This window comes from Ensifer sp. SSB1, from assembly GCF_016652895.1.
Classification (GTDB): Bacteria; Pseudomonadota; Alphaproteobacteria; order Rhizobiales; family Rhizobiaceae; genus Ensifer.
The window spans coordinates 32,493-53,501 of the sequence record NZ_JAEPRP010000003.1 but is presented as its reverse complement, the minus strand read 5'-3'; the positions used below and the strand labels follow the sequence as shown (position 1 = coordinate 53,501).

20 protein-coding genes and 1 riboswitch are annotated in these 21,009 nt (G+C 63.1%); of the genes, 10 read left to right on the top strand and 10 right to left on the bottom strand.

Annotation, left to right across the window (positions count from 1 at the left end; translation table 11 throughout):
• Window positions 1-98: 98 nt before the first annotated feature.
• The 5 genes from I8N66_RS01185 (at window position 99) to I8N66_RS01165 (ending at window position 5,054) form a co-directional block, all read left to right on the top strand.
• The gene (locus I8N66_RS01185; RefSeq protein ID WP_113535432.1) at window positions 99-602 is read left to right on the top strand and encodes an invasion associated locus B family protein; all 504 of its coding nucleotides are present in this window, start codon (window positions 99-101) and stop codon (window positions 600-602) included.
• Window positions 603-835: 233 nt separating this feature from the next.
• On the top strand, window positions 836-2,071 hold the full coding sequence (rlmN, locus tag I8N66_RS01180) for a 23S rRNA (adenine(2503)-C(2))-methyltransferase RlmN (RefSeq protein WP_291148688.1): 1,236 nt from the start codon (window positions 836-838) through the stop codon (window positions 2,069-2,071).
• A gap of 144 nt (window positions 2,072-2,215) precedes the next feature.
• Window positions 2,216-3,169: an ABC transporter substrate-binding protein gene (locus I8N66_RS01175; RefSeq protein WP_113535366.1), complete on the top strand. Its 954-nt coding sequence runs from the start codon at window positions 2,216-2,218 to the stop codon at window positions 3,167-3,169.
• A gap of 215 nt (window positions 3,170-3,384) precedes the next feature.
• Complete coding sequence (locus tag I8N66_RS01170; protein WP_291148684.1) at window positions 3,385-4,263, top strand: ABC transporter permease; 879 nt, start codon at window positions 3,385-3,387, stop codon at window positions 4,261-4,263.
• Window positions 4,260-5,054, top strand: coding sequence for an ABC transporter ATP-binding protein (locus tag I8N66_RS01165; RefSeq protein WP_113535368.1), 795 nt, complete (start codon window positions 4,260-4,262; stop codon window positions 5,052-5,054). The genes I8N66_RS01170 and I8N66_RS01165 overlap by 4 nt, the downstream gene beginning before the upstream one ends.
• A gap of 58 nt (window positions 5,055-5,112) precedes the next feature.
• On the opposite strand, the gene I8N66_RS01160 is transcribed toward I8N66_RS01165, so the two are convergent.
• Window positions 5,113-5,754: a LysE family translocator gene (locus tag I8N66_RS01160; protein WP_291148679.1), complete on the bottom strand. Its 642-nt coding sequence runs from the start codon at window positions 5,752-5,754 to the stop codon at window positions 5,113-5,115.
• 171 nt (window positions 5,755-5,925) lie between these two features.
• On the opposite strand from I8N66_RS01160, the gene I8N66_RS01155 reads away from it, so the two are divergent.
• A complete protein-coding gene (locus I8N66_RS01155) occupies window positions 5,926-7,143 on the top strand; it encodes an argininosuccinate synthase (RefSeq protein ID WP_291148677.1) in 1,218 nt (405 codons plus the stop codon).
• Between the two features lie 60 nt (window positions 7,144-7,203).
• Here the strand turns inward: I8N66_RS01155 and I8N66_RS01150 are convergent, their stop codons facing one another.
• The 5 genes from I8N66_RS01150 to I8N66_RS01130 all read right to left on the bottom strand — a co-directional run bounded on the left by I8N66_RS01150 (window position 7,204) and on the right by I8N66_RS01130 (window position 12,071).
• Complete coding sequence (locus tag I8N66_RS01150; protein WP_291148674.1) at window positions 7,204-8,442, bottom strand: multidrug effflux MFS transporter; 1,239 nt, start codon at window positions 8,440-8,442, stop codon at window positions 7,204-7,206.
• Complete coding sequence (locus tag I8N66_RS01145) at window positions 8,439-8,942, bottom strand: MarR family transcriptional regulator (protein ID WP_113535433.1); 504 nt, start codon at window positions 8,940-8,942, stop codon at window positions 8,439-8,441. Before I8N66_RS01145 ends, I8N66_RS01150 begins: the two co-directional genes overlap by 4 nt.
• Before the next feature lie 78 nt (window positions 8,943-9,020).
• The gene (locus I8N66_RS01140; RefSeq protein ID WP_291148668.1) at window positions 9,021-10,847 is read right to left on the bottom strand and encodes an ABC-F family ATP-binding cassette domain-containing protein; all 1,827 of its coding nucleotides are present in this window, start codon (window positions 10,845-10,847) and stop codon (window positions 9,021-9,023) included.
• A 3-nt stretch (window positions 10,848-10,850) separates the two neighbouring features.
• Window positions 10,851-11,501, bottom strand: coding sequence for a thiamine diphosphokinase (locus I8N66_RS01135; protein WP_113535434.1), 651 nt, complete (start codon window positions 11,499-11,501; stop codon window positions 10,851-10,853).
• An 84-nt stretch (window positions 11,502-11,585) separates the two neighbouring features.
• On the bottom strand, window positions 11,586-12,071 hold the full coding sequence (locus tag I8N66_RS01130; RefSeq protein WP_113535373.1) for a GNAT family N-acetyltransferase: 486 nt from the start codon (window positions 12,069-12,071) through the stop codon (window positions 11,586-11,588).
• 138 nt (window positions 12,072-12,209) lie between these two features.
• Window positions 12,210-12,327: riboswitch (TPP riboswitch) on the top strand.
• A gap of 49 nt (window positions 12,328-12,376) precedes the next feature.
• Here I8N66_RS01130 and thiB point away from each other — a divergent pair.
• The 4 genes from thiB to I8N66_RS01110 all read left to right on the top strand — a co-directional run bounded on the left by thiB (window position 12,377) and on the right by I8N66_RS01110 (window position 17,568).
• Window positions 12,377-13,405, top strand: a complete 1,029-nt coding sequence (gene thiB / locus I8N66_RS01125; protein WP_291148663.1) for a thiamine ABC transporter substrate binding subunit — start codon at window positions 12,377-12,379, stop codon at window positions 13,403-13,405.
• A gap of 7 nt (window positions 13,406-13,412) precedes the next feature.
• Window positions 13,413-15,038: a thiamine/thiamine pyrophosphate ABC transporter permease ThiP gene (gene thiP / locus I8N66_RS01120; protein ID WP_291148660.1), complete on the top strand. Its 1,626-nt coding sequence runs from the start codon at window positions 13,413-13,415 to the stop codon at window positions 15,036-15,038.
• The gene (gene thiQ, locus I8N66_RS01115) at window positions 15,035-15,754 is read left to right on the top strand and encodes a thiamine ABC transporter ATP-binding protein (RefSeq protein ID WP_291148657.1); all 720 of its coding nucleotides are present in this window, start codon (window positions 15,035-15,037) and stop codon (window positions 15,752-15,754) included. Before thiP ends, thiQ begins: the two co-directional genes overlap by 4 nt.
• 302 nt (window positions 15,755-16,056) lie before the next feature.
• Window positions 16,057-17,568, top strand: coding sequence for a M48 family metalloprotease (locus tag I8N66_RS01110; protein WP_113535376.1), 1,512 nt, complete (start codon window positions 16,057-16,059; stop codon window positions 17,566-17,568).
• 218 nt (window positions 17,569-17,786) lie between these two features.
• Here the strand turns inward: I8N66_RS01110 and I8N66_RS01105 are convergent, their stop codons facing one another.
• The 4 genes from I8N66_RS01105 to I8N66_RS01090 form a co-directional block, all read right to left on the bottom strand.
• Complete coding sequence (locus I8N66_RS01105) at window positions 17,787-18,653, bottom strand: RNA polymerase factor sigma-32 (protein ID WP_113535377.1); 867 nt, start codon at window positions 18,651-18,653, stop codon at window positions 17,787-17,789.
• Between the two features lie 311 nt (window positions 18,654-18,964).
• Window positions 18,965-19,534: a CarD family transcriptional regulator gene (locus tag I8N66_RS01100; RefSeq protein ID WP_113535378.1), complete on the bottom strand. Its 570-nt coding sequence runs from the start codon at window positions 19,532-19,534 to the stop codon at window positions 18,965-18,967.
• A 410-nt stretch (window positions 19,535-19,944) separates the two neighbouring features.
• Complete coding sequence (fdxA, locus tag I8N66_RS01095) at window positions 19,945-20,283, bottom strand: ferredoxin FdxA (protein ID WP_113535379.1); 339 nt, start codon at window positions 20,281-20,283, stop codon at window positions 19,945-19,947.
• Window positions 20,284-20,589: 306 nt separating this feature from the next.
• Window positions 20,590-21,003 carry an RNA-binding S4 domain-containing protein gene (locus I8N66_RS01090; RefSeq protein ID WP_291148651.1) on the bottom strand — a complete coding sequence of 138 codons (414 nt, stop codon included), beginning with the start codon at window positions 21,001-21,003 and terminating at the stop codon, window positions 20,590-20,592.
• Between the last annotated feature and the right edge of the window lie 6 nt (window positions 21,004-21,009).

Here is a 21,009-nt window from a genome sequence, read left to right as displayed (position 1 = left end):
GTAACCTGAATTAAGTCAAAACGAATTCAAATGATGACTACGCGTCGCCCGTCTGACCTGTTCGGGTGATCGAAGAGCAAAAAAAGCGGCAGGACCTCATGTTTGTAAGAAAGATCGCAACCGCAATCGCACTCGTTCTGGCGACCGCCAGCATGGCTGCCGCCCAGTCTCCGACGCGCATCCAGCAGTTCAACGCCTGGGGCGCCTATTCCTACAACGCCGGCGGCGGCAAGGTCTGCTACGTGCTCTCGGTTCCCAAGGATAAGAGCCCGGCCGGCGTCGACCACGGCGACATCTTCTTCCTGGTTTCCCAGCGCCCTGGCCAGAACATCAGCTACGAGCCGCAGGCCATGATGGGCTATCCCCTCCAGGAAAACTCCAAGGTCAACGTCGTCATCGACGGCCGCACCTTCGTGATGTTCACCAAGGGCAATTCCGCCTGGGTCGAGAACGCCGCCGAAGAACCGGCGCTCGTTGCCGCGATGAAGAACGGCAAGGCCATGTCGGTCAACGCCAAATCGCGCAAGGGCACGGCAACCTCCTACTCCTACTCGCTCTCGGGCATCTCCGCTGCACTGAAGCAGATCGAGGCCTGCAAGTAATCACGAGACGACACGTCACGTGCAAAGGGCCGGCTGCAAAGCCGGCCTTTTGCGTTCAGGAAGCCTGCCTCGTGACTCCCGGCCAAAACAATGCTAAAGCGCGGCCAACTTGAGAGCCTCCGCGCCACGATTGGCCGCTTTCGATGGCTCGACCGATTTCAATTCGCGCATCAGGACGATTTCCGGACCCGCTCTCCGGACGGCCTCACGCCGTATGACAGGACATCATGAGCATGGCAGCCACTGAAATTCTGAACCGGGTGGAAATCGCCAAGGCGCCGCAGGTGCGCACGGCCGCGCAGGCGGAGAAGCCGTCGCTGATCGGCCTGCTGCGCGAGGACATGGCGAAGGCCCTTGTCGAAAAGGGCGTGCCGGAGCGTCAGGTCAAGATGCGCGTCAGCCAGCTTTGGCATTGGCTCTATGTGCGCGGCGTCTCCGATTTCGACCATATGACGAACGTGTCGAAGGACATGCGCGAGATGCTGAAGCAGCATTTCACGATCGCCCGTCCTGAAATCGTCGAGGAACAGATCTCCGGCGACGGCACCCGCAAGTGGCTGCTGCGTTTCCCGGCTCGCGGCGCCGGCCGCCCGGTCGAAATCGAGACCGTCTACATCCCCGAGGAAGGCCGCGGCACACTCTGCATTTCGAGCCAGGTCGGCTGTACGCTCACCTGCTCCTTCTGTCACACCGGCACCCAGAAGCTCGTGCGCAACCTGACGGCCGAGGAAATCCTGGCACAGCTGCTTCTCGCCCGCGACCGCCTGGGCGATTTCCCCGAGCGCGACACCCCGCAGGGCGCGATCGTGCCGGCCGAGGGCCGCAAGATCACCAACGTCGTCATGATGGGCATGGGCGAGCCGCTCTACAATTTCGAGCAGGTGAAGACCGCGCTTCTGATCGCGTCCGATGGCGAGGGTCTGTCGCTCTCTAAGCGCCGCATCACGCTGTCGACCTCCGGCATCGTGCCCGAGATCTATCGCACCGGCGAGGAAATTGGCGTCATGCTGGCGATCTCCCTGCATGCGGTGCGCGACGACCTGCGCGACCTGCTCGTTCCGATCAACAAGAAGTATCCGCTGAAGGAACTGATGGACGCCTGCCGTGCCTATCCGGGTCTTTCCAACGCCCGCCGCATCACTTTCGAGTATGTGATGCTGAAGGACGTCAACGACAGCCTGGAAGACGCCAAGGAACTGGTGAAGCTGCTCAAGGGCGTGCCGGCGAAGATCAACCTCATCCCCTTCAACCCCTGGCCGGGCACCAACTACCAGTGTTCCGACTGGGAGCAGATCGAGAAGTTCGCCGACTTCATCAATCAGGCCGGCTATGCTTCGCCGATCCGCACGCCCCGCGGCCGCGACATCCTCGCCGCCTGCGGCCAGCTGAAATCGGAATCCGAGCGCATGCGCAAGGTCGACCGTCTCGCCTTCGAAGCGATGATGATCGCCAATCACGGCGAGGACTGAGACGGAGCGCCAGTCTGAAATCCACGGGCTCCTCGGTCCGCCGCCGCGTGATCAATGAAGAACTTTGATGGATGATGCAGATCCTATCGATTGATTTCATGTCACCGGTTTCCTAAGAAGGCGGAAATCAATTCAGGAGGACACATGCGCTCACTTCTCATCGCCCTTGCCGCCACGGTGGCATTCACCCTGCCCGCCCGTGCCGATGAGGTGACCGTTGCCGTGACCGCGATCGTCGAGCATCCGGCGCTCGATGCCGCTCGCGATGGCGTGAAGGATGCGCTGGCCGCCGCCGGTTACAAGGAAGGCGAAAACCTCAAATTCCTCTACGAATCGGCCCAGGGCAACCCGGCAACCGCAGCCCAGATCGCCCGCCAGTTCGCCGGCGAAGCCCCGAACGTGATCGTTCCGATCTCGACGCCGTCGGCCCAGGCGGTCGTTTCCTCGACCCGAGATATCCCGGTTGTCTTCACCGCCGTCTCCGATCCGGTCGGCGCCCAGCTCGTCAAGGACATGGACAAGCCCGGCGGCAATGTCACCGGCCTCTCGGACATGTCGCCGGTTGCCGAGCACGTCGCCCTGATCAAGGAAATCCTGCCGAACGCCAAGTCGATCGGCTACCTCTACAACTCCGGTGAAGCCAACTCCGTTTCGCTGCTCGCGGTGCTGAAGACCGAAGCCGAAAAGGCTGGCCTGACCGTCGTCGAGTCGGCCGCAACCAAGTCGGCTGAAGTCCAGGGTGCGGCCCGCGCGCTCGTCGGCCGCGCCGATGCGATCTACGTCCCGACCGACAACACGATCATCTCCGCGCTCGAAGGTGCCGTCGCCGTCGCCGAGGAAGCCAAGCTGCCGCTCTTTACCGCCGACACGGACTCGGTTGCTCGCGGCTCGCTCGCAGCCCTCGGCTTCAACTACTACGACGTCGGCAAGCAGACCGGCGAAATCGTCGTTCGCATCCTCAAGGGCGAAAACCCGGGTGACATCGCCGTGAAGGTCGCCGCCGGTTCCGACCTGGTGATCAACAAGAAGGCCGCCGAAAAGATGGGCGTCACCCTTCCTGAAAGTGTCGTAAAGCGCGCAACCCGCGTCGTTGAATAACGCTTTCGACCTTTTCAGGTTCAAGTTTGTTGCGTTTTGCCCGCCTCCGTTCCATACGGGGGCGGTTCGCTATGAGGGGCCCGCATCCTTGATTGCCAGGGCCGCTCCAAAGTTCAGAGCCGCACATGCGCCGGCCATCGCGCCCCATGTGCCAAGCGGGAGCGTCGCGCACATAACGACAACCACGCGCGACGGGTAGAAAAGAGGGTCTGGGGTTGAGTCTAATCGCTTTCTGGGGAGCCGTGGAACTGGGGCTGGTCTACGCCTTCGTCGCCCTTGGCGTCTTTCTCGCATTCCGTGTGCTCGATTTCCCCGACCTGACCGTCGACGGATCCTTTCCGCTGGGGGCTGCCGTCACCGCCGTGCTGATCATCGCCGGCGTCAACCCGTGGCTTGCCGCCTGCGTCGCCATGGCGGCGGGTGCCGCAGCCGGTATCGTCACGGCGATGCTCAACGTGCGCTTCAAGATCCTCAATCTGCTCGCTTCGATCCTGACGATGATCGCGCTGTTCTCGGTGAACCTGCGCGTCATGGGCAAGCCGAATGTCGCGCTGATCAATGCCGACACGATGCTGTCGCCCTTCTACGGCCTGGGCCTACGCGATTTCTATGTCCGGCCGCTGTTCATCGGCGTGCTCGTGATCGTCGCCGTCATCGTCGTCTGGCGCTTCCTTGAGAGCGATGCCGGCCTTGCGATGCGCGCCACCGGCGCCAATGCCCGCATGGCCCGCGCCCAAGGCGTCGACACCAACCGCCAGATCTATCTCGGCATGGCGATCTCCAACGCGCTCGTCGCCTTCGGTGGCGCGCTCTTCGCCCAGACCAACGGCTTCGCCGACGTCACCTCGGGCGTCGGCACCATCGTCGTCGGCCTCGCGGCCGTCATCATCGGCGAGACGCTGCTCGGTGCTCGCGGCATCCTGATCGCGCTGATCGGCTGCGTGCTCGGTTCGATCCTCTACCGCATCGCCATCCAGCTGGCGCTGTCGACGGACATGCTGGGGCTGCAGGCTTCCGACCTCAATTTCGTCACCGCGGCGCTCGTCACCTTCGCCCTGGTCCTTCCCCGCCTGCGTCGTGGAGGTGCGGCATGATCAGCGTCAACAACATCCAGGTCATCTTCGGCAAGGGCACCCCGCTGCAGAAGCAGGCACTGAACGGCGTCAGCCTGACGATCGAACAGGGTTCCTTCGTCACCGTCATCGGCTCCAACGGTGCCGGCAAGTCGACGCTTCTCGGCGTGCTCGCCGGCGACGTGCTTCCGAGCGCCGGCCAGGTGATGATCGGCAAGACCGACGTCAGCCGCAAAGGCACCGCCGCCCGCGCTGGCCTCGTCGCGCGCGTCTTCCAGGATCCGCTGACCGGGAGCTGCGGCGCACTCTCGATCGAGGAAAACCTGGCGCTCGCCGCCAAGCGTGGCGAGGCACGCGGCCTCGCCGCCGCCCTCGGGCCGAAGCGTCGCGAGCATTTCCGCGAGCGCATCGCCGAGCTCAATCTCGGCCTCGAAAACCGCATGGGCGACCGCATGGATCTGCTGTCGGGTGGCCAGCGCCAAGCGGTTTCGCTGGTCATGGCGACGCTCGCAGGCTCCGAAGTGCTGCTGCTCGACGAGCATACGGCCGCGCTCGATCCGGGCATGGCCGAGTTCGTGATGAACCTCACGCAGAAGATCGTCTCCGAGCGCAAGCTGACGACGATGATGGTCACCCATTCGATGCGCCAGGCGCTCGACTACGGCCACCGCACCGTCATGCTCCACGGCGGCGAGATCGTGCTCGATGTTGCCGGCGACAGCCGCAAGGAACTGCAGGTCGAGGACCTCATCGCGATGTTCCGCCGCATCCGCGGCCAGACGCTCGACGACGACGCGCTGCTGATCGGCTGAGTACAGATGGCCACTTCAAAACAAGGCCCGGACATCCACGATGTCCGGGCTTTTTTGTCTATCGAGCCGTCGTCATGAAGATCTTCACCGCGAACACCGAGAAGACGCCGGCGAAGCTGAAGTCGAGCGCCCGCATCGCACCCTTGTTGCGCTGCAGCCAGGAGGCGAGCCAGTCGGCGGTGAAGACGACCAGCATGTTCACCGGCATTCCGATGGTGATGAAGAACAGGCCGAGGAACAGAAGCTTGCCGGTGACCGATGGATCGTCGGCGCTGACGAACTGCGGCAGAAAGGTCATGAAGAAGATGATCACCTTGGGGTTCAAGAGGTTCACCCAGAAGCCCGCCGAGATGTTGGCAAGAGCCTTGCCTTCCGTCACTTCTACCTTCTGCACCGAGATGCTGGAGCCGAAGCGGATCGCCTGGATCGCAAGCCACAGCAGATAGGCGGCGCCGCCGGTCTTGAGGATGGTAAAGGCGGTCGGCGAAGCGGTGATCAGCGCCGAGATGCCAAAGGCGACGAGAAGCGTGTGCACGACGATGCCGAAGCTGGTGCCGAGCACGACGAAGAGCGCTGCCCTCTTGCCCTGGGCAAGCGCGCGGCTGATCGAAAGCGTCATGTCCGGGCCGGGTGTGGCCGCCAGAAGCAGCGTTGCGGCCGCGAAGGTCAGGAGGGTCGGCAGGCTGGGAATGAAGTCCATCATCGTTTCCTCGGCGCGGGGGTCGCCTCCAGTAATCCCGCGCCTGCGCTTTTGCCAGCGGATTCGCTCCGTCGGGCGTTCTAGCGCTTGTATCGCCGCAGGTTCTGGCTAAAGTGCCGCAGATTTGCACGCGGCATCGCCGCCCTCCCCAAGACCAGACGGACGGAAACCATGGCATCGCATAAAGACGTGAAAAAGGTCGTTCTCGCCTATTCGGGCGGTCTCGACACCTCGATCATCCTGAAGTGGCTGCAGACCGAACTCGGCGCGGAAGTCGTCACCTTCACCGCCGACCTCGGCCAGGGCGAAGAACTCGAGCCGGCCCGCAAGAAGGCCGAGATGCTCGGCATCAAGGAGATCTACATCGAGGACGTCCGCGAGGAGTTCGTCAAGGATTTCGTCTTCCCGATGTTCCGCGCCAACGCCGTCTACGAAGGCGTCTACCTGCTCGGCACCTCGATCGCCCGCCCGCTGATCTCCAAGCACCTGATCGACATCGCCAAGAAGACCGGCGCCGACGCGATCGCCCATGGCGCCACCGGCAAGGGCAACGACCAGGTCCGCTTCGAGCTTTCGGCCTATGCTCTGAACCCCGATATCAAGATCATCGCCCCCTGGCGCGACTGGTCGTTCAAGAGCCGCACCGACCTGCTCGAATTCGCCGAGAAGCACCAGATTCCGGTTGCCAAGGACAAGAAGGGCGAAGCGCCGTTCTCCGTCGACGCCAACCTGCTGCACTCCTCGTCCGAGGGCAAGGTTCTCGAAGATCCGGCCCAGGAAGCACCGGAATACGTGCACATGCGCACGATCTCGCCGGAAGCAGCTCCCGACAAGGCAACCGTCATCAAGATCGGCTTCGAGCGTGGTGACGCCGTTTCGATCAACGGCGTGCGCCTGTCGCCGGCAAGCCTTCTTGCCAAGCTCAACGAATACGGCCGCGACAACGGCATCGGCCGTCTCGACCTCGTCGAGAACCGCTTCGTCGGCATGAAGTCGCGCGGCGTCTACGAGACCCCTGGCGGCACCATCCTGTTTTCCGCTCACCGCGCGATCGAGAGCATCACGCTCGACCGCGGCGCTGCTCACCTCAAGGACGAGCTGATGCCGCGCTACGCCGAACTGATCTACTACGGCTTCTGGTTCTCGCCGGAGCGCGAGATGCTGCAGGCGGCAATCGACAAGAGCCAGGAACATGTCGAAGGCGAAGTGACGCTGAAGCTCTACAAGGGCAACGTCATGGTCACCGGCCGTGAGAGCGACAAGTCGCTCTACTCCGACAAGCTGGTCACCTTCGAAGACGACCAGGGCGCCTACGACCAGAAGGACGCCGCCGGCTTCATCAAGCTCAACGCGCTGCGCCTGCGCACGCTCGCTGCGCGCAACCGCTAAGCCGATACCCATTGAAAAAAGAAGCCTCCGCGACCCCGTCGCGGAGGCTTTTTCGTGTCCTTACTCCGCCGCTTGCCGCAACGGTTCCTCGCGCTCGGCCAGCGCGACCAGCGGCCGTAACCGAACCGTGCGGCGATACCAGACATAGCTGAGAATGCAGACGAGGCCGAAGCTCGGAATGATCGTACCGAGCGCCAGCGCCGGAACACCGACCACGGCAGCCAGCGCGCCGCCGAGAAGCCCCGATCCCATCTGGATGAAGCCCATCATCGCCGAGGCCGTGCCGGCGATATGCGGAAAGGGCGCCATCGCCGCGGTCATCATATAGGGCATCACGAAGGCAATGCCGAAGGCATAGATACCGATCGGCAACATGACCGAAAGGAAGCTCGGCGAGAGCATGTGCATGGTGTAGGCGAGGATCAGGCTCGCCGCACCGATGAAGACGAGACCGGCCGGCACCAGAGCCTGCGGCGTGAAAACGCGCATCAGCAGGCGCACCACCACCGTACCTGAAAAGAACAGGCCCGACTGCATCAACATGCCGACGCCAAACTCGGTTGGTGTCAGGCCCACCTCGTTGATCAGCACGAAGGGAAGCATCGTCGCCCAGGCATAGAGCGCACCGACCGCGCCGCCGATAACGAGCGTCGAGGACATGAAGCGGCTGTCGCTGACCAATGTGCGATAGGCCGCGACGATCGGCTTCAAGTGCCCCTTGCTCGGGTCCGGCGTTACCGTCTCCGCCATGAAGAATTGCACCGTGATGCAGGCCATGGCAGCGAAGCCGACCATCAGGAAGAAGATCGACTGCCAGCCGAAGAGGCCGAGCGCCAGGCCGCCGAGCGTCGGTGAGACCGCAGGACCGAGTGCCAGCATCATGCCGATCATGTTCATGATGCGCGCCGCTTCGGTCCCGGTGAACTGGTCGCGCACGATCGCACGGGCCACCGTCATGCCGACGGAAGCGCCGATGCCCTGCACCAGGCGCCCGGCCAGAAGCACTGCGATCGAGGGCGCCAAGGCCGCCATCAGGCTGCCGACCAGATAGATTGCCATGAAGATCAACGTGGCACGGCGCCGACCGATGACATCGGAAAGCGTGCCCGACACAAGCTGGGCGAAGGCGAATCCAGCAAAGTAAAGCGACAGCGTCATCTTGATCGCCGCCTCGCTGGACGAGAAGGCGCGCACCAGTTCCGGCATGGCCGGGGTGTAGAGCGCCATGGAAACGGGCCCGAGCGCGACCAGGAAGGCGCCGATGATGCTCGTGCGCCGTTCGCTCATGCGACGCGTCATCGCAAGGCTCCGGCCCGGTCTTCGGATTTTTCCACCATCTCCTTGCCTGCAAGGCAGGGATCGAGCTGGCGCAGGTTGTCGCGCAGGATACGCAGGTTGGAACAGAGAAACGCGCGCGTTTCCTCGTCGAGTCCCGCCGTATAGGCGTTCATCATCTCCCGCAGCCCCGTCATCAGCTCGGAAAGCAGCGGGCCGGCCTTTTCTGTGATGACGACGTTCTTGGCGCGGCGGTCCGCAGGATCCGGAACACGCGCGACAAGCCCGGTCGCCTCCAGTCGGTCGAGATAGGCCGACAGCGTCATCGGCTCGATGCCCATGCGTGTGGCGATCTCGGCCTGCTTGATGCCTTCGGTGAGCGCCACCTGGATCAGCGTGCGCGCCTCGCCGGGCGTGATGCCCAGATCCATGGCATTGACCTTGCGGTCGAACGCCCCGCGCAACAGGCGCGAGACATCGGTCAGAAGCATTCCAATGGTTTCGGATTCGAGTTTGAATGGCATCAGCATCGTTCACAAATGATATAATAAGCTTTACTTACCATATCAATCGACGCCATTCAACGTACCAGTGGCTGTGGCTTAGCCCTCGAGCTCCTCGCGCAGCATTTCGAGTTCCAGCCATTCCTCTTCCATGCGGGCAAGATCCGCACGAAGTTTCTCCAGTTCCTGCGCGAGCTTCGCAAAAGCATTTGGATCTTTTGTGAAAAGATTGGGATCGGCCATCTTTTCTTCGCGCTTGGCGGCCTCGGCCTCCGCCTTGGCAATTTCCTTCGGCAGATTTTCAAGCGCGTATTTCTGCTTGTAGGAAAGCTTGCCCTTGGCCGCCTTCGGCGCTTCGGCGGCAGGCGCAGCTGCGTCAGCCTTGGCCTTTTCCGCCTTTTCGGCCCTGCGCTTCTCCTCGATCGCACCCTTGCGCTGCGTCATCATGTCGGAATAACCGCCGGCATATTCGATCCAGCGTCCGTCCGGTGCATCCGGGTTCGCCGGCGCGATCGTCGAGGTGACGGTGCGGTCGAGAAAGTCACGGTCGTGGCTGACGAGGATGACCGTTCCGGCAAAACCGGCGACAATCTCCTGCAGGAGGTCGAGCGTCTCGATATCGAGGTCGTTGGTCGGTTCGTCGAGGATCAGAAGGTTGGTCGCCCGCGCCAGGATACGCGCCAGCATCAGCCTTGCCCGCTCGCCGCCCGAGAGTTCGCGGATCGGCGTGCGCGCCTGCTCCGGCTGGAACAGGAAATCCTTCATGTAGCCGGTGACGTGGCGCTGCTCGCCATTGACGAGCAGGCTCTCGCCGCGCCCATCCGTCAGGTAGTGCGACAGCGTGTCGTCCAGATTGAGATCTTCGCGTTTCTGGTCGAGCGTCGCCATTTCGAGATTGGTGCCGAGCTTGACCGTGCCCGTATCCGGCTCGATCTGACCGGTCAGCATTTTCAGGAGCGTCGTCTTGCCGGCACCGTTCGGGCCGACGAGACCGATGCGGTCGCCGCGATGCACGCGGATCGAAAAGGGCGCAACGATGGTGCGGTCCCCATAGGCCTTGCTGATCTTCTCGGCCTCGATCACCAGCTTACCCGATTCCTTGGCGTCGGCGGCCGTCGCCTGCACCGTCCCTTGCGGCCCCTTGTGGCCGCGATAGACGGCCCGCATGTTCTGCAGCTCACCGAGGCGGCGCATGTTGCGCTTGCGCCGGGCCGTCACGCCGTAGCGTAGCCAGTGCTCCTCACGCTCGATCGCCTTACCGAGCTTGTGCTGTTCCAGCTCTTCGGCCTCAAGCACCTCGTCGCGCCACGCCTCGAAATGGCCAAAACCGCGATCGAGCCGGCGCGACTGGACGCGATCGAGCCACACGGTGGCGGTCGACACCTTCTCGAGGAAGCGCCGGTCGTGCGAGATCAAGACGAGCGCCGAGCGGCTGCGGGTCAGTTCGTCTTCCAGCCATTCGATCGTCGGCAGATCGAGATGGTTGGTCGGCTCGTCGAGCAGCAGGATATCCGGCTCCGGCGCCATGACGCGGGCGAGCGCTGCCCTGCGCGCCTCGCCGCCCGAGAGCTGCTTCGGATCCTCGTCGCCTGTCAGCCCCAGGTGCTGCAGCAGATAGGCGACGCGATACGGGTCGTCGCTCGGCCCCAGGCCCGCCTCGGCATAGGCCTGCACCGTGTCGTAGCCGTCGAAATCCGGCGCCTGGTGCAGATAGCGGATGGTCGCCGACGGATGACGGAACACCTCGCCCGACTGCGCCTCTGCAAGCCCGGCGGCGATCTTCATCAGCGTCGACTTGCCCGAGCCGTTGCGCCCGACCAGGCAGATGCGGTCACCCGGCTCCACTTGCAGGTTCGCGCCGGCCAGAAGCGGCGTGCCGCCAAAGGTAAGGAAGATATCGTCGAGTTTCAGAATGGGAGGCGCCAAGGCTCAGGCTCCGGAAAGATCATAAGGGCGGGCAAGCACGATGGCGCGACCGCTCTTGAGAGTGAAGCGAAGGGGACCCTCCGCAACGTTGGAAACGGTTCGGGACGAGCCGAACGGCAGGGTGAAATCGTCGAGCGGATAGCGCGCATTGACGATCGAAAGGCCGGTAAGTTCGGTCAGACCTAGCACCGAGAAGAGGCAACCCTTCGGCAGGTCGAGCTCGAGCGGACCGGCAAGCAGCGGATAGGCCTCTTCCTCGCCCGAGGTCATCAGCACCGGAAGCCCACGCTCGGCAAGGGCGACAGCATGCAGCAGATGCATGAAGGCGTGGTCGCTGCGGGTGCCGCCGAGCGCGCCCGCGAAAATCAGCCGATCGGCGCCGCGCGATAGCGCTGCCTCAACCGCGATCTCGCCATCCGTCGCCGCCTTTGCCGCCGGATAGGGCTCGCGTGGAACGGAGGCGAACTCGGAAAGCAACGCGTCTTCGGTCGAATCGAAATCGCCGACCCAGACATCGGGTACGACGCCGAGCAAACGGGCATGGCGCATGCCGCCGTCAGCTGCAACGAAGCGGCTTCCGCTCAGCTGTCGTGTCAGCCGGTCGGTCAGCGAAAGGGCGCCGCCAAGCAGAATGGTGAAGGTCGATCGAGCCATGGCAAAGCCCATAGCGCAAAGGACCGCGGAAGGAAAACGAAGAAAACCGTTGGACGACCGGTTCTCGAAATTTTGCTGAAGCCGTCAGTGCCCTTCCGGCACCGGATCTGGAAACAGCATGCCGGCATAGATGCCCGGGGTCGAATCCGGAATCTCGAACGCACCGGCTACCCGCTCGTAGAACTTCGCCGGTCCGACGCCGCCGATGACTGCATAGCCATAGCCGGCCTCGCGCATCGCCGTCAGGCTGGCGATCAGCAGCGCCTCGCCAATCCCCTGGCCGCGCATGCCTTCATCGACGCCAGTCGGACCGAAGAAGCCGAGCGCGGTCACGTCGTGGCAGGCAAAGCCGACGATCTTTTCCTCGTGCACCGCGACATGCATGCGCGTCGGGGTGGAAGAGAAGGCCGCTTCCGCCTCGCCCGCCCAGCCGGCACCAAAGGTCTTCTCGATCCAGGAGACGACCAGGCGGCGCTCCGGCGCCATGGCACGGCGAATGCTGATACCCGCTCCAAGCCTCGACTGAGGCTGAGACGGCAGGGCGTAAAGTCGAACGAGCATATCTGGCATGGCGTTTCCTCCTCGCTGCAGTGGTGTAGCGCAGTTGGCGGCTTACGCAAATACGAGCCAATGCCCCGCTCCAAGGCGCCACTTTCGGCTCCCCCCAAACATCGCTTGCCATGGAACCAACGTGGCGGTAAATCTTTTGCCGCTCTAACGGGGTGCCTCCCGACCGCATAGCGGCCGGAGGCTGAGAGGCGTGCAACGCCAACCCGCGGAACCTGATCCGGCTCATACCGGCGGAGGGATTAGACGCGATCGGATCGATACGCCCTTTTCCCATGCAACAACGAACTTTGGGAGAGGTGCCTGCCATGTCCAATTTATCGCAACACAAACTGTTTAGCCGGCTAGCTCTGGCTGCTACCGCAAGTCTCGTCTTCGCCCACCATGCAACGGCAGCCGACAAGACGCTGACGGTCTATACCTATGAGAGCTTCATCACCGAATGGGGCCCGGGCGCCAAGGTGGCGGAAGCCTTCGAAAAGACCTGCGAGTGCAAGGTCAATTATGTCGGCGTCGCCGATGGTGTCGAATTGCTCACCCGCCTGAAGCTCGAAGGCGACGCCTCGAAGGCCGACATCGTGCTCGGCCTCGATACCAACCTCGTGGCGGAAGCCAAGGCGACCGGCTTCTTCGCGCCGCACGGCGTCGATGCCAAGGAGCTGAAGGTTCCGGGCGGCTTCTCCGACGATACCTTCCTTCCCTATGATTACGGCCACTTCGCCGTCGTCTACGATACCGAAACGTTGAAGACGCCACCGAAGAGTCTGAAGGAGCTCGTCGAAGGCGACCCGTCACAGAAGATCGTCATCGAGGACCCGCGCACCTCGACGCCGGGCCTCGGCCTGCTGCTCTGGGTCAAGGCCGTCTATGGCGACGAGGCCGGCGCTGCCTGGGCTAAGCTCAAGGACCGCGTTCTGACCGTCACTCCCGGCTGGTCGGAAGCGTACGGCCTCTTCACCAAGGGCGAAGCACCGATGGTGCTCTCCTACACCACCTCGCCGGCCTATCACATGGTCGCGGAAAACAACGAGCGCTACCAGGCGGCGGCCTTCTCCGAAGGCCACTACATCCAGATCGAAGTCGCCGGCATGACCAAGCATGCCAAGGAGCCGGACCTGGCAAAACAGTTCCTGAGCTTCATGACCGGGCCGGAGTTCCAGTCGATCATCCCGACGACCAACTGGATGATGCCGGTCGGCGTCACCAGCGAGCCGCTGCCGGATGCCTTCAACAAGCTGGTCAATCCGGAGAAGACCTTCCTGCTGCCGTCGGAAGAAGTCGCGAAGAACCGCAAGGCCTGGATCGACGAATGGCTTGCCGCCATGAGCAAGAGCTGAGGCCGGATTGTTCGCACTGCGCGAAAACCGCATGACTGTTGTCGCCGGGGCGCTCTGCCTCGGCGCCTTCCTGCTCTTCGTCGGCCTGGCGATCGCAGCCTTGCTCGCCCAGACCGCCGGCACGAACGAAGGCAACCTGTTCGACGCCTATATCTGGCGCGTCACCCGCTTCACGCTGCTGCAGGCAACCCTCTCGACGCTGCTGTCGGTGCTGTTCGCCATTCCCGTGGCGCGGGCACTGGCGCGGCGGCCTCGGTTCTTCGGTCGCATCTGGCTGTTGCGGCTGATGGCGCTGCCGCTCGGCCTGCCCGTTCTCGTCGGCGCGCTCGGTCTGATCGAGATCTGGGGACGCCAGGGCTTCCTCAACTCCGGCCTGCGCTGGCTCGGCCTCGAGCAGCCGATCAGCATCTATGGCCTGTTCGGCATCCTGCTCGCGCATGTCTTCTTCAACATGCCACTGGCAGCACGCCTGTTCCTGGCCGGGCTTGAACGCATTCCCGCCGAATACTGGCGTAGCGCCGCCAATCTCGGCATGCCGTCCCGCGCGCTTTTCCGCTTCATCGAATGGCCTGTCCTGCGTGGCTTGCTGCCGGGCGCGGCCGGCCTCGTCTTCATGCTCTGCGCCACCAGCTTCACGCTCGTGCTGACGCTTGGCGGCGGTCCCGCGGCCAGCACCATCGAGGTCGCGATCTACCAGGCCCTGCGCTTCGACTTCGACCCGCCGCGCGCGATCGCGCTATCCGGCCTGCAGATCGCCATGACCGGCGCACTGCTCCTCATTCTGCGGCGTCTGGCAACGGAGCCGGAAGAGGGCATGACCGGCGGTCGCACGGTTCGCCGCTTCGATGGCGCAAGGCCCGTCGCACGGCTTAACGATAGCGCCTGGATCATTCTCGCATTGCTCTTCCTCATTGCCCCGCTGATCGCGGTCGTCGTCTCGGGCCTGCAGGCCGATCTCCTCAAGCTTGCGCGCGATCCTAACGTGCATCGGGCACTGGTGACGAGCGCTTCGATCGCGCTTGCCTCGGCGCTCGCCTCCGTCGCCGTGGCTGCCGTGATGATTCGTGCTGCGGCCACGGTTACCGCCCCACGCCATACAGGCGCGTTGGCACGCGGCTTTGCCGGTACGATCGGCGCCAGCACCTCGCTGATCCTGCTGGTGCCGCCAGTTGTGCTCGGCGCCGGCTGGTTCCTGCTCCTCCGCCCCTTCGGCGATGTCGCGCGCTTTGCGCCTGTCATCGTCGTGGCGATCAATGCCCTGATGGCCCTTCCCTTCGTCCACCGGATCCTCGCGCCGGCCATGGCCACGCACGCGGCGCGCTCCGAACGGCTGACGGCAAGCCTTGGCATCCGCGGCTTTCATCGCCTGCGATGGATCGATCTTCCCGCCCTTCGCAAACCATTGCTGATGGCGCTCTCCTTTGCCATGGCGCTATCGCTCGGCGATCTCGGCGCGGTGGCCCTCTTCGGCTCCCAGGACATGGTGACGCTTCCCTGGCTGCTCTATAGCCGCATGGGCAGCTACCGCACCGCCGATGCGGCCGGCCTCGCCCTCTTCCTCGGGCTTCTCTGCCTGATCTTCACCATTCTCGGTACGGCGAATGACAGCCGGCGGGAAGGACGCACCGCATGACCGACCCCACCGCCGCCATCGAACTGCGCCATGTCGAGGTTCGTTTCGAAACGGCCGCGCTGCACTTCGATTGCACCATCGCCACCGGCGGCATCGTCGCCGTTGCCGGCGCCTCCGGTTCCGGCAAGTCGACGCTCTTCCACCTGATCGCAGGCTTTGAAGACCCTGACCGCGGCGAGATCCGCATCCTGGGCGAAGAGGCTGCCAGCAAGCCGCCCTCGGAACGGCCGATCTCCATGATCTTCCAGGACAACAATCTCTTCGCCCATCTCGATATCGCGACCAATGTCGGTCTGGGCATCAACCCGGCGCTTGCCCTGACGGACGAAGATCGAACGACGATTGAGGACGCACTTCGGCGCGTTGGGCTTGAAGGCTTCACACGCCGGCTGCCGCCCACGCTTTCCGGCGGCGAGCGCCAGCGTGTCGCACTCGCCCGCGCGCTCGTGCGGCATCGCCCTCTGCTGCTGCTGGACGAACCTTTCGCCGCACTCGACCCCGGCATGCGCGCCGGCATGCGCACGCTGCTCAGCGAGTTGCATGCGGAAGAAGGCAACACCATCCTGATGATCACACACCATCCCGAAGACGTGAAGGCGCTGGCCGATAGCGTGCTTTTTCTCGACCAGGGGCGTATCATTGCACACGATACACTCGACCGCTTCCTGGAGCGGCGTGACAATGCGGCGATCGACCGCTTTCTTGGCAACGCCTGAAGGGGGGCCTGGTTTCTCGTCGGCCCCAGCCGATTGCCACAATTTGACCGCGGCGCCATGCGACGCGCGAATTATCCGGCGAAGGCGTGAATATTCGCGCACCCGTTGCCGTGATACCACGGGGCAACTATTTCTACCGAGACAAACTAGGCAGGTGGCGCTGAAATCAGATACAGCAAGACCAGGGCTGAACAGTCGCGGCGAAGCAACGCTGCCGGACTGAAAAAGTAGGACTTTCAACGCTGTCGCTCCATCGACCCGCCGTATGCGGGCGGAGCGGCAGACGGGAAACGGGCTGAGGCATGGAGAGGCATACAGTCACACACGACCGGTTCCCGCCGAAGCGCGGACGGCTGCGTGCACGCGTCGTGGTTGCATTGCTTGCGACCACGCTTCTCTCCGCATGCCAGTCTGTGATCGAGCAATCCTACGAGCCGACGGTTTCGCCCTCGTCCAATCCGCAGATTGTCGACGAGGTCCAGAAGAACGATCCCCGCGCCAAGATGGGCGCACGTGAACATCCGCGCATCGTTGCGAGCTATGGCGGCGAATACAAGGATGCAAAGACGGAACGGCTGGTCGCCCGCATCGCCGGCGCGCTGACCGCCGTTTCGGAAAACCCGCAGCAGTCCTATCGCATCACCATCTTGAATTCGCCGGCAATCAACGCCTTTGCGCTGCCGGGTGGATATCTCTACGTGACCCGCGGCCTGCTCGCTCTTGCCAACGATGCTTCCGAGGTTGCCGCCGTCCTCTCGCACGAGATGGCGCACGTCACCGCCAACCATGGCATCGAGCGCCAGCAGCGCGAAGAAGCGGAAGTCATCGCCAGCCGCGTGGTCTCCGAAGTGCTGTCCTCCGATCTCGCCGGCAAGCAGGCGCTCGCCCGCGGCAAGCTGAGGCTCGCAGCCTTCTCGCGCAACCAGGAACTCCAGGCCGACGTCATCGGCGTACGCATGCTCGGCGAGGCCGGCTACGATCCCTACGCGGCCGCACGCTTCCTGGATTCGATGGCCGCCTATAGCCGCTTTACCGCCGTCGACCCGGAATCCGACCAGAGCCTCGACTTCCTGTCGAGCCATCCTAACGCGCCGCAGCGCGTCGATCTCGCACGCCGCCACGCCCGTGCCTTCGGGCCGGAAGGCACCAGCGGCGATCGCGGTCGCGACTATTACCTTGCCGGCATCGACGGCCTGCTCTACGGCGACAGCCCGCAGGAAGGCTATGTCCGCGGCCAGACCTTCCTGCATGGCCAGCTCGGCATCCGCTTCGACGTCCCGACCGGCTTCCAGATCGACAACAAGGCGGAAGCGGTTCTGGCGACGGGACCCGGCGATATCGCCGTGCGTTTCGACGGCGTGGCGGACACCGGAGGGCGCAGCCTGACGGACTACATCGCCAGCGGCTGGGTCACCGGCCTGCAGCCAGACACGATCAGACCGATCAGCGTCAACGGTCTCGAAGCCGCGACCGCACGCGCGTCCGCAGATCGCTGGGACTTCGACGTCACGGTCATCCGGATCGATAGCCGCATCTACCGCTTCCTGACCGCGGTTCCCAAGGGTTCGAATGCGCTGGAGCCGACCGCGAACCAGCTGCGCAGCTCGTTCCGTCGCATGACGCAGGGAGAGGCCCAGTCCTTGAAGCCACTGCGCATCCGCGTCGTGACGGTAAGACCTGGCGAAACGATCGCGACGCTTTCCGCCCGCATGATGGGCACGGATCGCAAGCTCGACCTGTTCCGGGTGATCAACGCGATGCAGGTCACCTCGACGGTGAAGCCGGGCGACAAGGTCAAGATCGTTTCTGAATAAGCAAGTGGTCGTGAGAGTAGGCGAGGCGGCCTCACAACGGGCCACCGCGTGCGCCGAGTCTGTGCAGGGCCGCGCCCCGCGAACGCATCACAGGCCGATTTGCGGCGAGGTAGGACGCTATCACTCATGCCGCGCAGGAATGCGGGCGGCTCGCGTTGCGACACGTGAGCAATCAAATAGGAAAAGCGCGGGTTGCGACGGAAAGATCGCGACGCGCTTTAGTGGATACCGGCGGTCAGGGCAGGCGCCTTGGTCGCAAGTGCTGCCCTCAGCTTTTCGAGTGCCCGGGTTTCGATCTGCCGCACCCGTTCCTTGGAAATGCCAAGATCGAGGCCGAGCTCTTCGAGCGTCGCACCATCCTCTGACAGTCGCCGTGCGCGGATGATCCGCATTTCCCTTTCGGTCAAGGCACCCAACGCATCGCGTAGCCACACGCGGGCACGCTCTCCGTCGATCATGTCGCTGACCTGTTCATCCGGCAGCGGCGCATCGCTGGCGAGGAAATCCAGCCGCTCGCCGCCGTCGGAATCGGCGCCGCCGACGGGCGCTTGCAACGAGGTGTCGCTACCGGAAAGCCGGGCATCCATAGTCTGCACATCGGCAATGCTCACACCCAGGGCCGCCGCGATCTCTTCATGCATCGCCTGCGATGTAAGCTGCCGGTCGCCCTGGGCCAGACGCGCGCGCAAGCGCCGCAGATTGAAGAACAGGGCCTTCTGGGCCGAACTCGTTCCGCCCCGCACGATCGACCAATTGCGCAGCACATAGTCCTGCATCGATGCCCGGATCCACCAGGTCGCGTAGGTCGAGAAACGCACTTCGCGGCTCGGCTCGAAGCGGGCGGCCGCTTCCAGCAAGCCGATATGACCTTCCTGGACCAGGTCGCCCATCGGCAGGCCGAAGTTGCGGAATTTCGCGGCCATCGAAATCACCAGCCGCATGTGCGACATGGCGATCTTGTTGCGGGCTTCCTGATCATGGTCGTTTCGCCACGCCTGTGCCAGCGCGTGCTCCTCGTCGCGCTCAAGATAGGGCGCTTCCATTGCGATCTTGATCATCCGCCGGTCTGCAGTGAGAGTCTTCATCGATCACTCCGTGACTGGCGCCGGGCGCCATTGCGCGTGAAGTCCAAAAGGCCAGACGGATGAGGCGTCCGGCAGCAGGGGCGTCTCGCGCCGCGACGTCGAAACTTGAAGAAACGACGCGGCGCCCTAACTTCCAAGTCACGAACCTGAACGGTGATGGATCACAGAACCAAGATCGCCCGGCGCGAAAGCGGCGCATTTCTGCCGGCTAATATAAATGCGCGTTGGCGCGAAAGGTTCCATTCGGTCAAAGAAAAAGCCCGGCACGACGGCCGGGCTTTTTGCAGGTACTGATTTCGGGCGAAACGCGCTTAAGCGGCTTCGTCCTGGGCGTCGTCTTCTTCGATCGACTTGCCACGCTTCGGACCCTTGCTGAGGTTAGCCTCGACGAGGCGAACGGCTTCGGTCTCCGACATCTTGTTGACGGCAGCGATTTCGCGCGCCATGCGGTCGAGGGCAGCTTCATAGAGCTGGCGTTCGGAATAGGACTGTTCCGGCTGGTTTTCGGCGCGATAGAGATCGCGGACGACCTCAGCGATGGAAATCAGGTCGCCGGAATTGATCTTGGCATCGTATTCCTGGGCGCGGCGCGACCACATGGTGCGCTTCACGCGAGCCTTGCCCTGCACAACCTTCAACGCGCGATCGACGAAATCGGTTTCGGACAGCTTACGCATGCCAATGCTGACAGCCTTGGCTACCGGCACCTTCAGACGCATCTTGTCCTTCTCGAAATCGATGACAAAAAGCTCAAGCTTCATGCCGGCGACTTCCTGCTCTTCGATCGCGACGATCTGGCCAACACCGTGGGCCGGATAGACGATCGATTCACCGGTCTTGAAGCCCTGGCGTGTCGAAGATTTTTTCTGCTGGGTCGTCATTCGTTTCAAAAACTCCCTGTTTCGCACCCGGCCATTCTGGCCGGGGCCGGGTCAGTGAGGCCCGGGATAGACGGGGATACCGCCGGGTGGGTACATCCTGGTCCGTCCAAGGAACGCAAACAGCCTCATGAAATGCGGTCACAACAGAGCAAAGCCATGTTGCGTAAAGAGGGAGACCGCGTTTTGGAGATCGTTTGCTTTCGTGATGGTTTTCGGGCGCGCAAAAACACCCTCTGTGGATCAGTAGAAGGAACCTATCACAAAAAAGTGCCGAAATCAATAATTTGCTGCATGGCAGCCATCAAGCCACCATTCTCGCAACTGCGAGCGCAGTGCGTGTTTTCCCCAGGTTTGGCGCACGGGGCCGCTCTCGCTTCGTCAGCCTCGACGAACGATTAAAATCGCTCGTCTCAGTCGCCCTGACCCGGCTCGGCCGAGAAGAACTTGTCGTATTTGCCTTCGACGCCGTCCATCTCCTTGGCTTCCGGCATCGGGTCGCGCTTGACCGTGATGTTCGGCCACTTGCTGGCAAAATCAGCGTTCAATTTCAACCACATATCAAGGCCCGGCTCGGTGTCCGGCTTGATCGCCTCGGCAGGACATTCCGGCTCGCAAACGCCACAGTCGATGCACTCGTCGGGATGAATGACGAGGAAATTCTCACCCTCATAGAAGCAATCCACGGGGCAAACTTCGACACAGTCGGTATATTTGCAGCGAATGCAATTGTCGGTCACGACATACGTCATGAGGTACTCCAGCCAATGCTCACGTTTGATGGCAGACGGCAATCAATGGTGATGCTCGTCGTCCGCGCATGCTAGGAATGTCCGGCGCGCATAGCTGCCGAAGCAAACCCGATGCACCCTACGTGGGTCTGTCAGGTAAAGGCTTTATGGGCCCTTTGCAAGAATATTCAATGCGCGAAACGCCGCGTCAAAGGCAGAGTTTTCTAAAGCATGTCGCGCAAAAGTGCGCCGTGGTTTTTGCGGTGCGATCTGCGAAAAATCAGAACGTGAAGCGCAGGGAGCGGGTCTGAAAGATCGCGACGGACGTCAATCGTCGCGTGGATCGAAATCGGGTTTCAGCCGATCGGTTTCCCGCCGCTCCTTCTTCGTCGGACGCCCCGCCCCTCGGTCGCGCGTAGCGAGATCGAAAGCCGAGAGTTTCTCCTTCGGCTGCTCGGGCGTGAGATCGTCGTAAAGAAGCCGCGCTTCCTCGTAAGGGCCGCGCCGTTCCCCCGGCGCAAGAACGCGCACGATCAGATTGCGCCGGTCGAGAGCGAGCTCGAGCATATCGCCCGCCTTGACCTGAAACGACGACTGCGTCACGCGTTGGTCGTTGACGGCCACGCGGCCATCCTCGATCGCCTTTTGCGCAAGCGATCGAGATTTGATCAGCCGCGTAAAAAACAGCCACTTGTCGAGACGCTGGCGCGATGCCGGGTTGGACGCGGGCTGTTTTTCCATGACCTG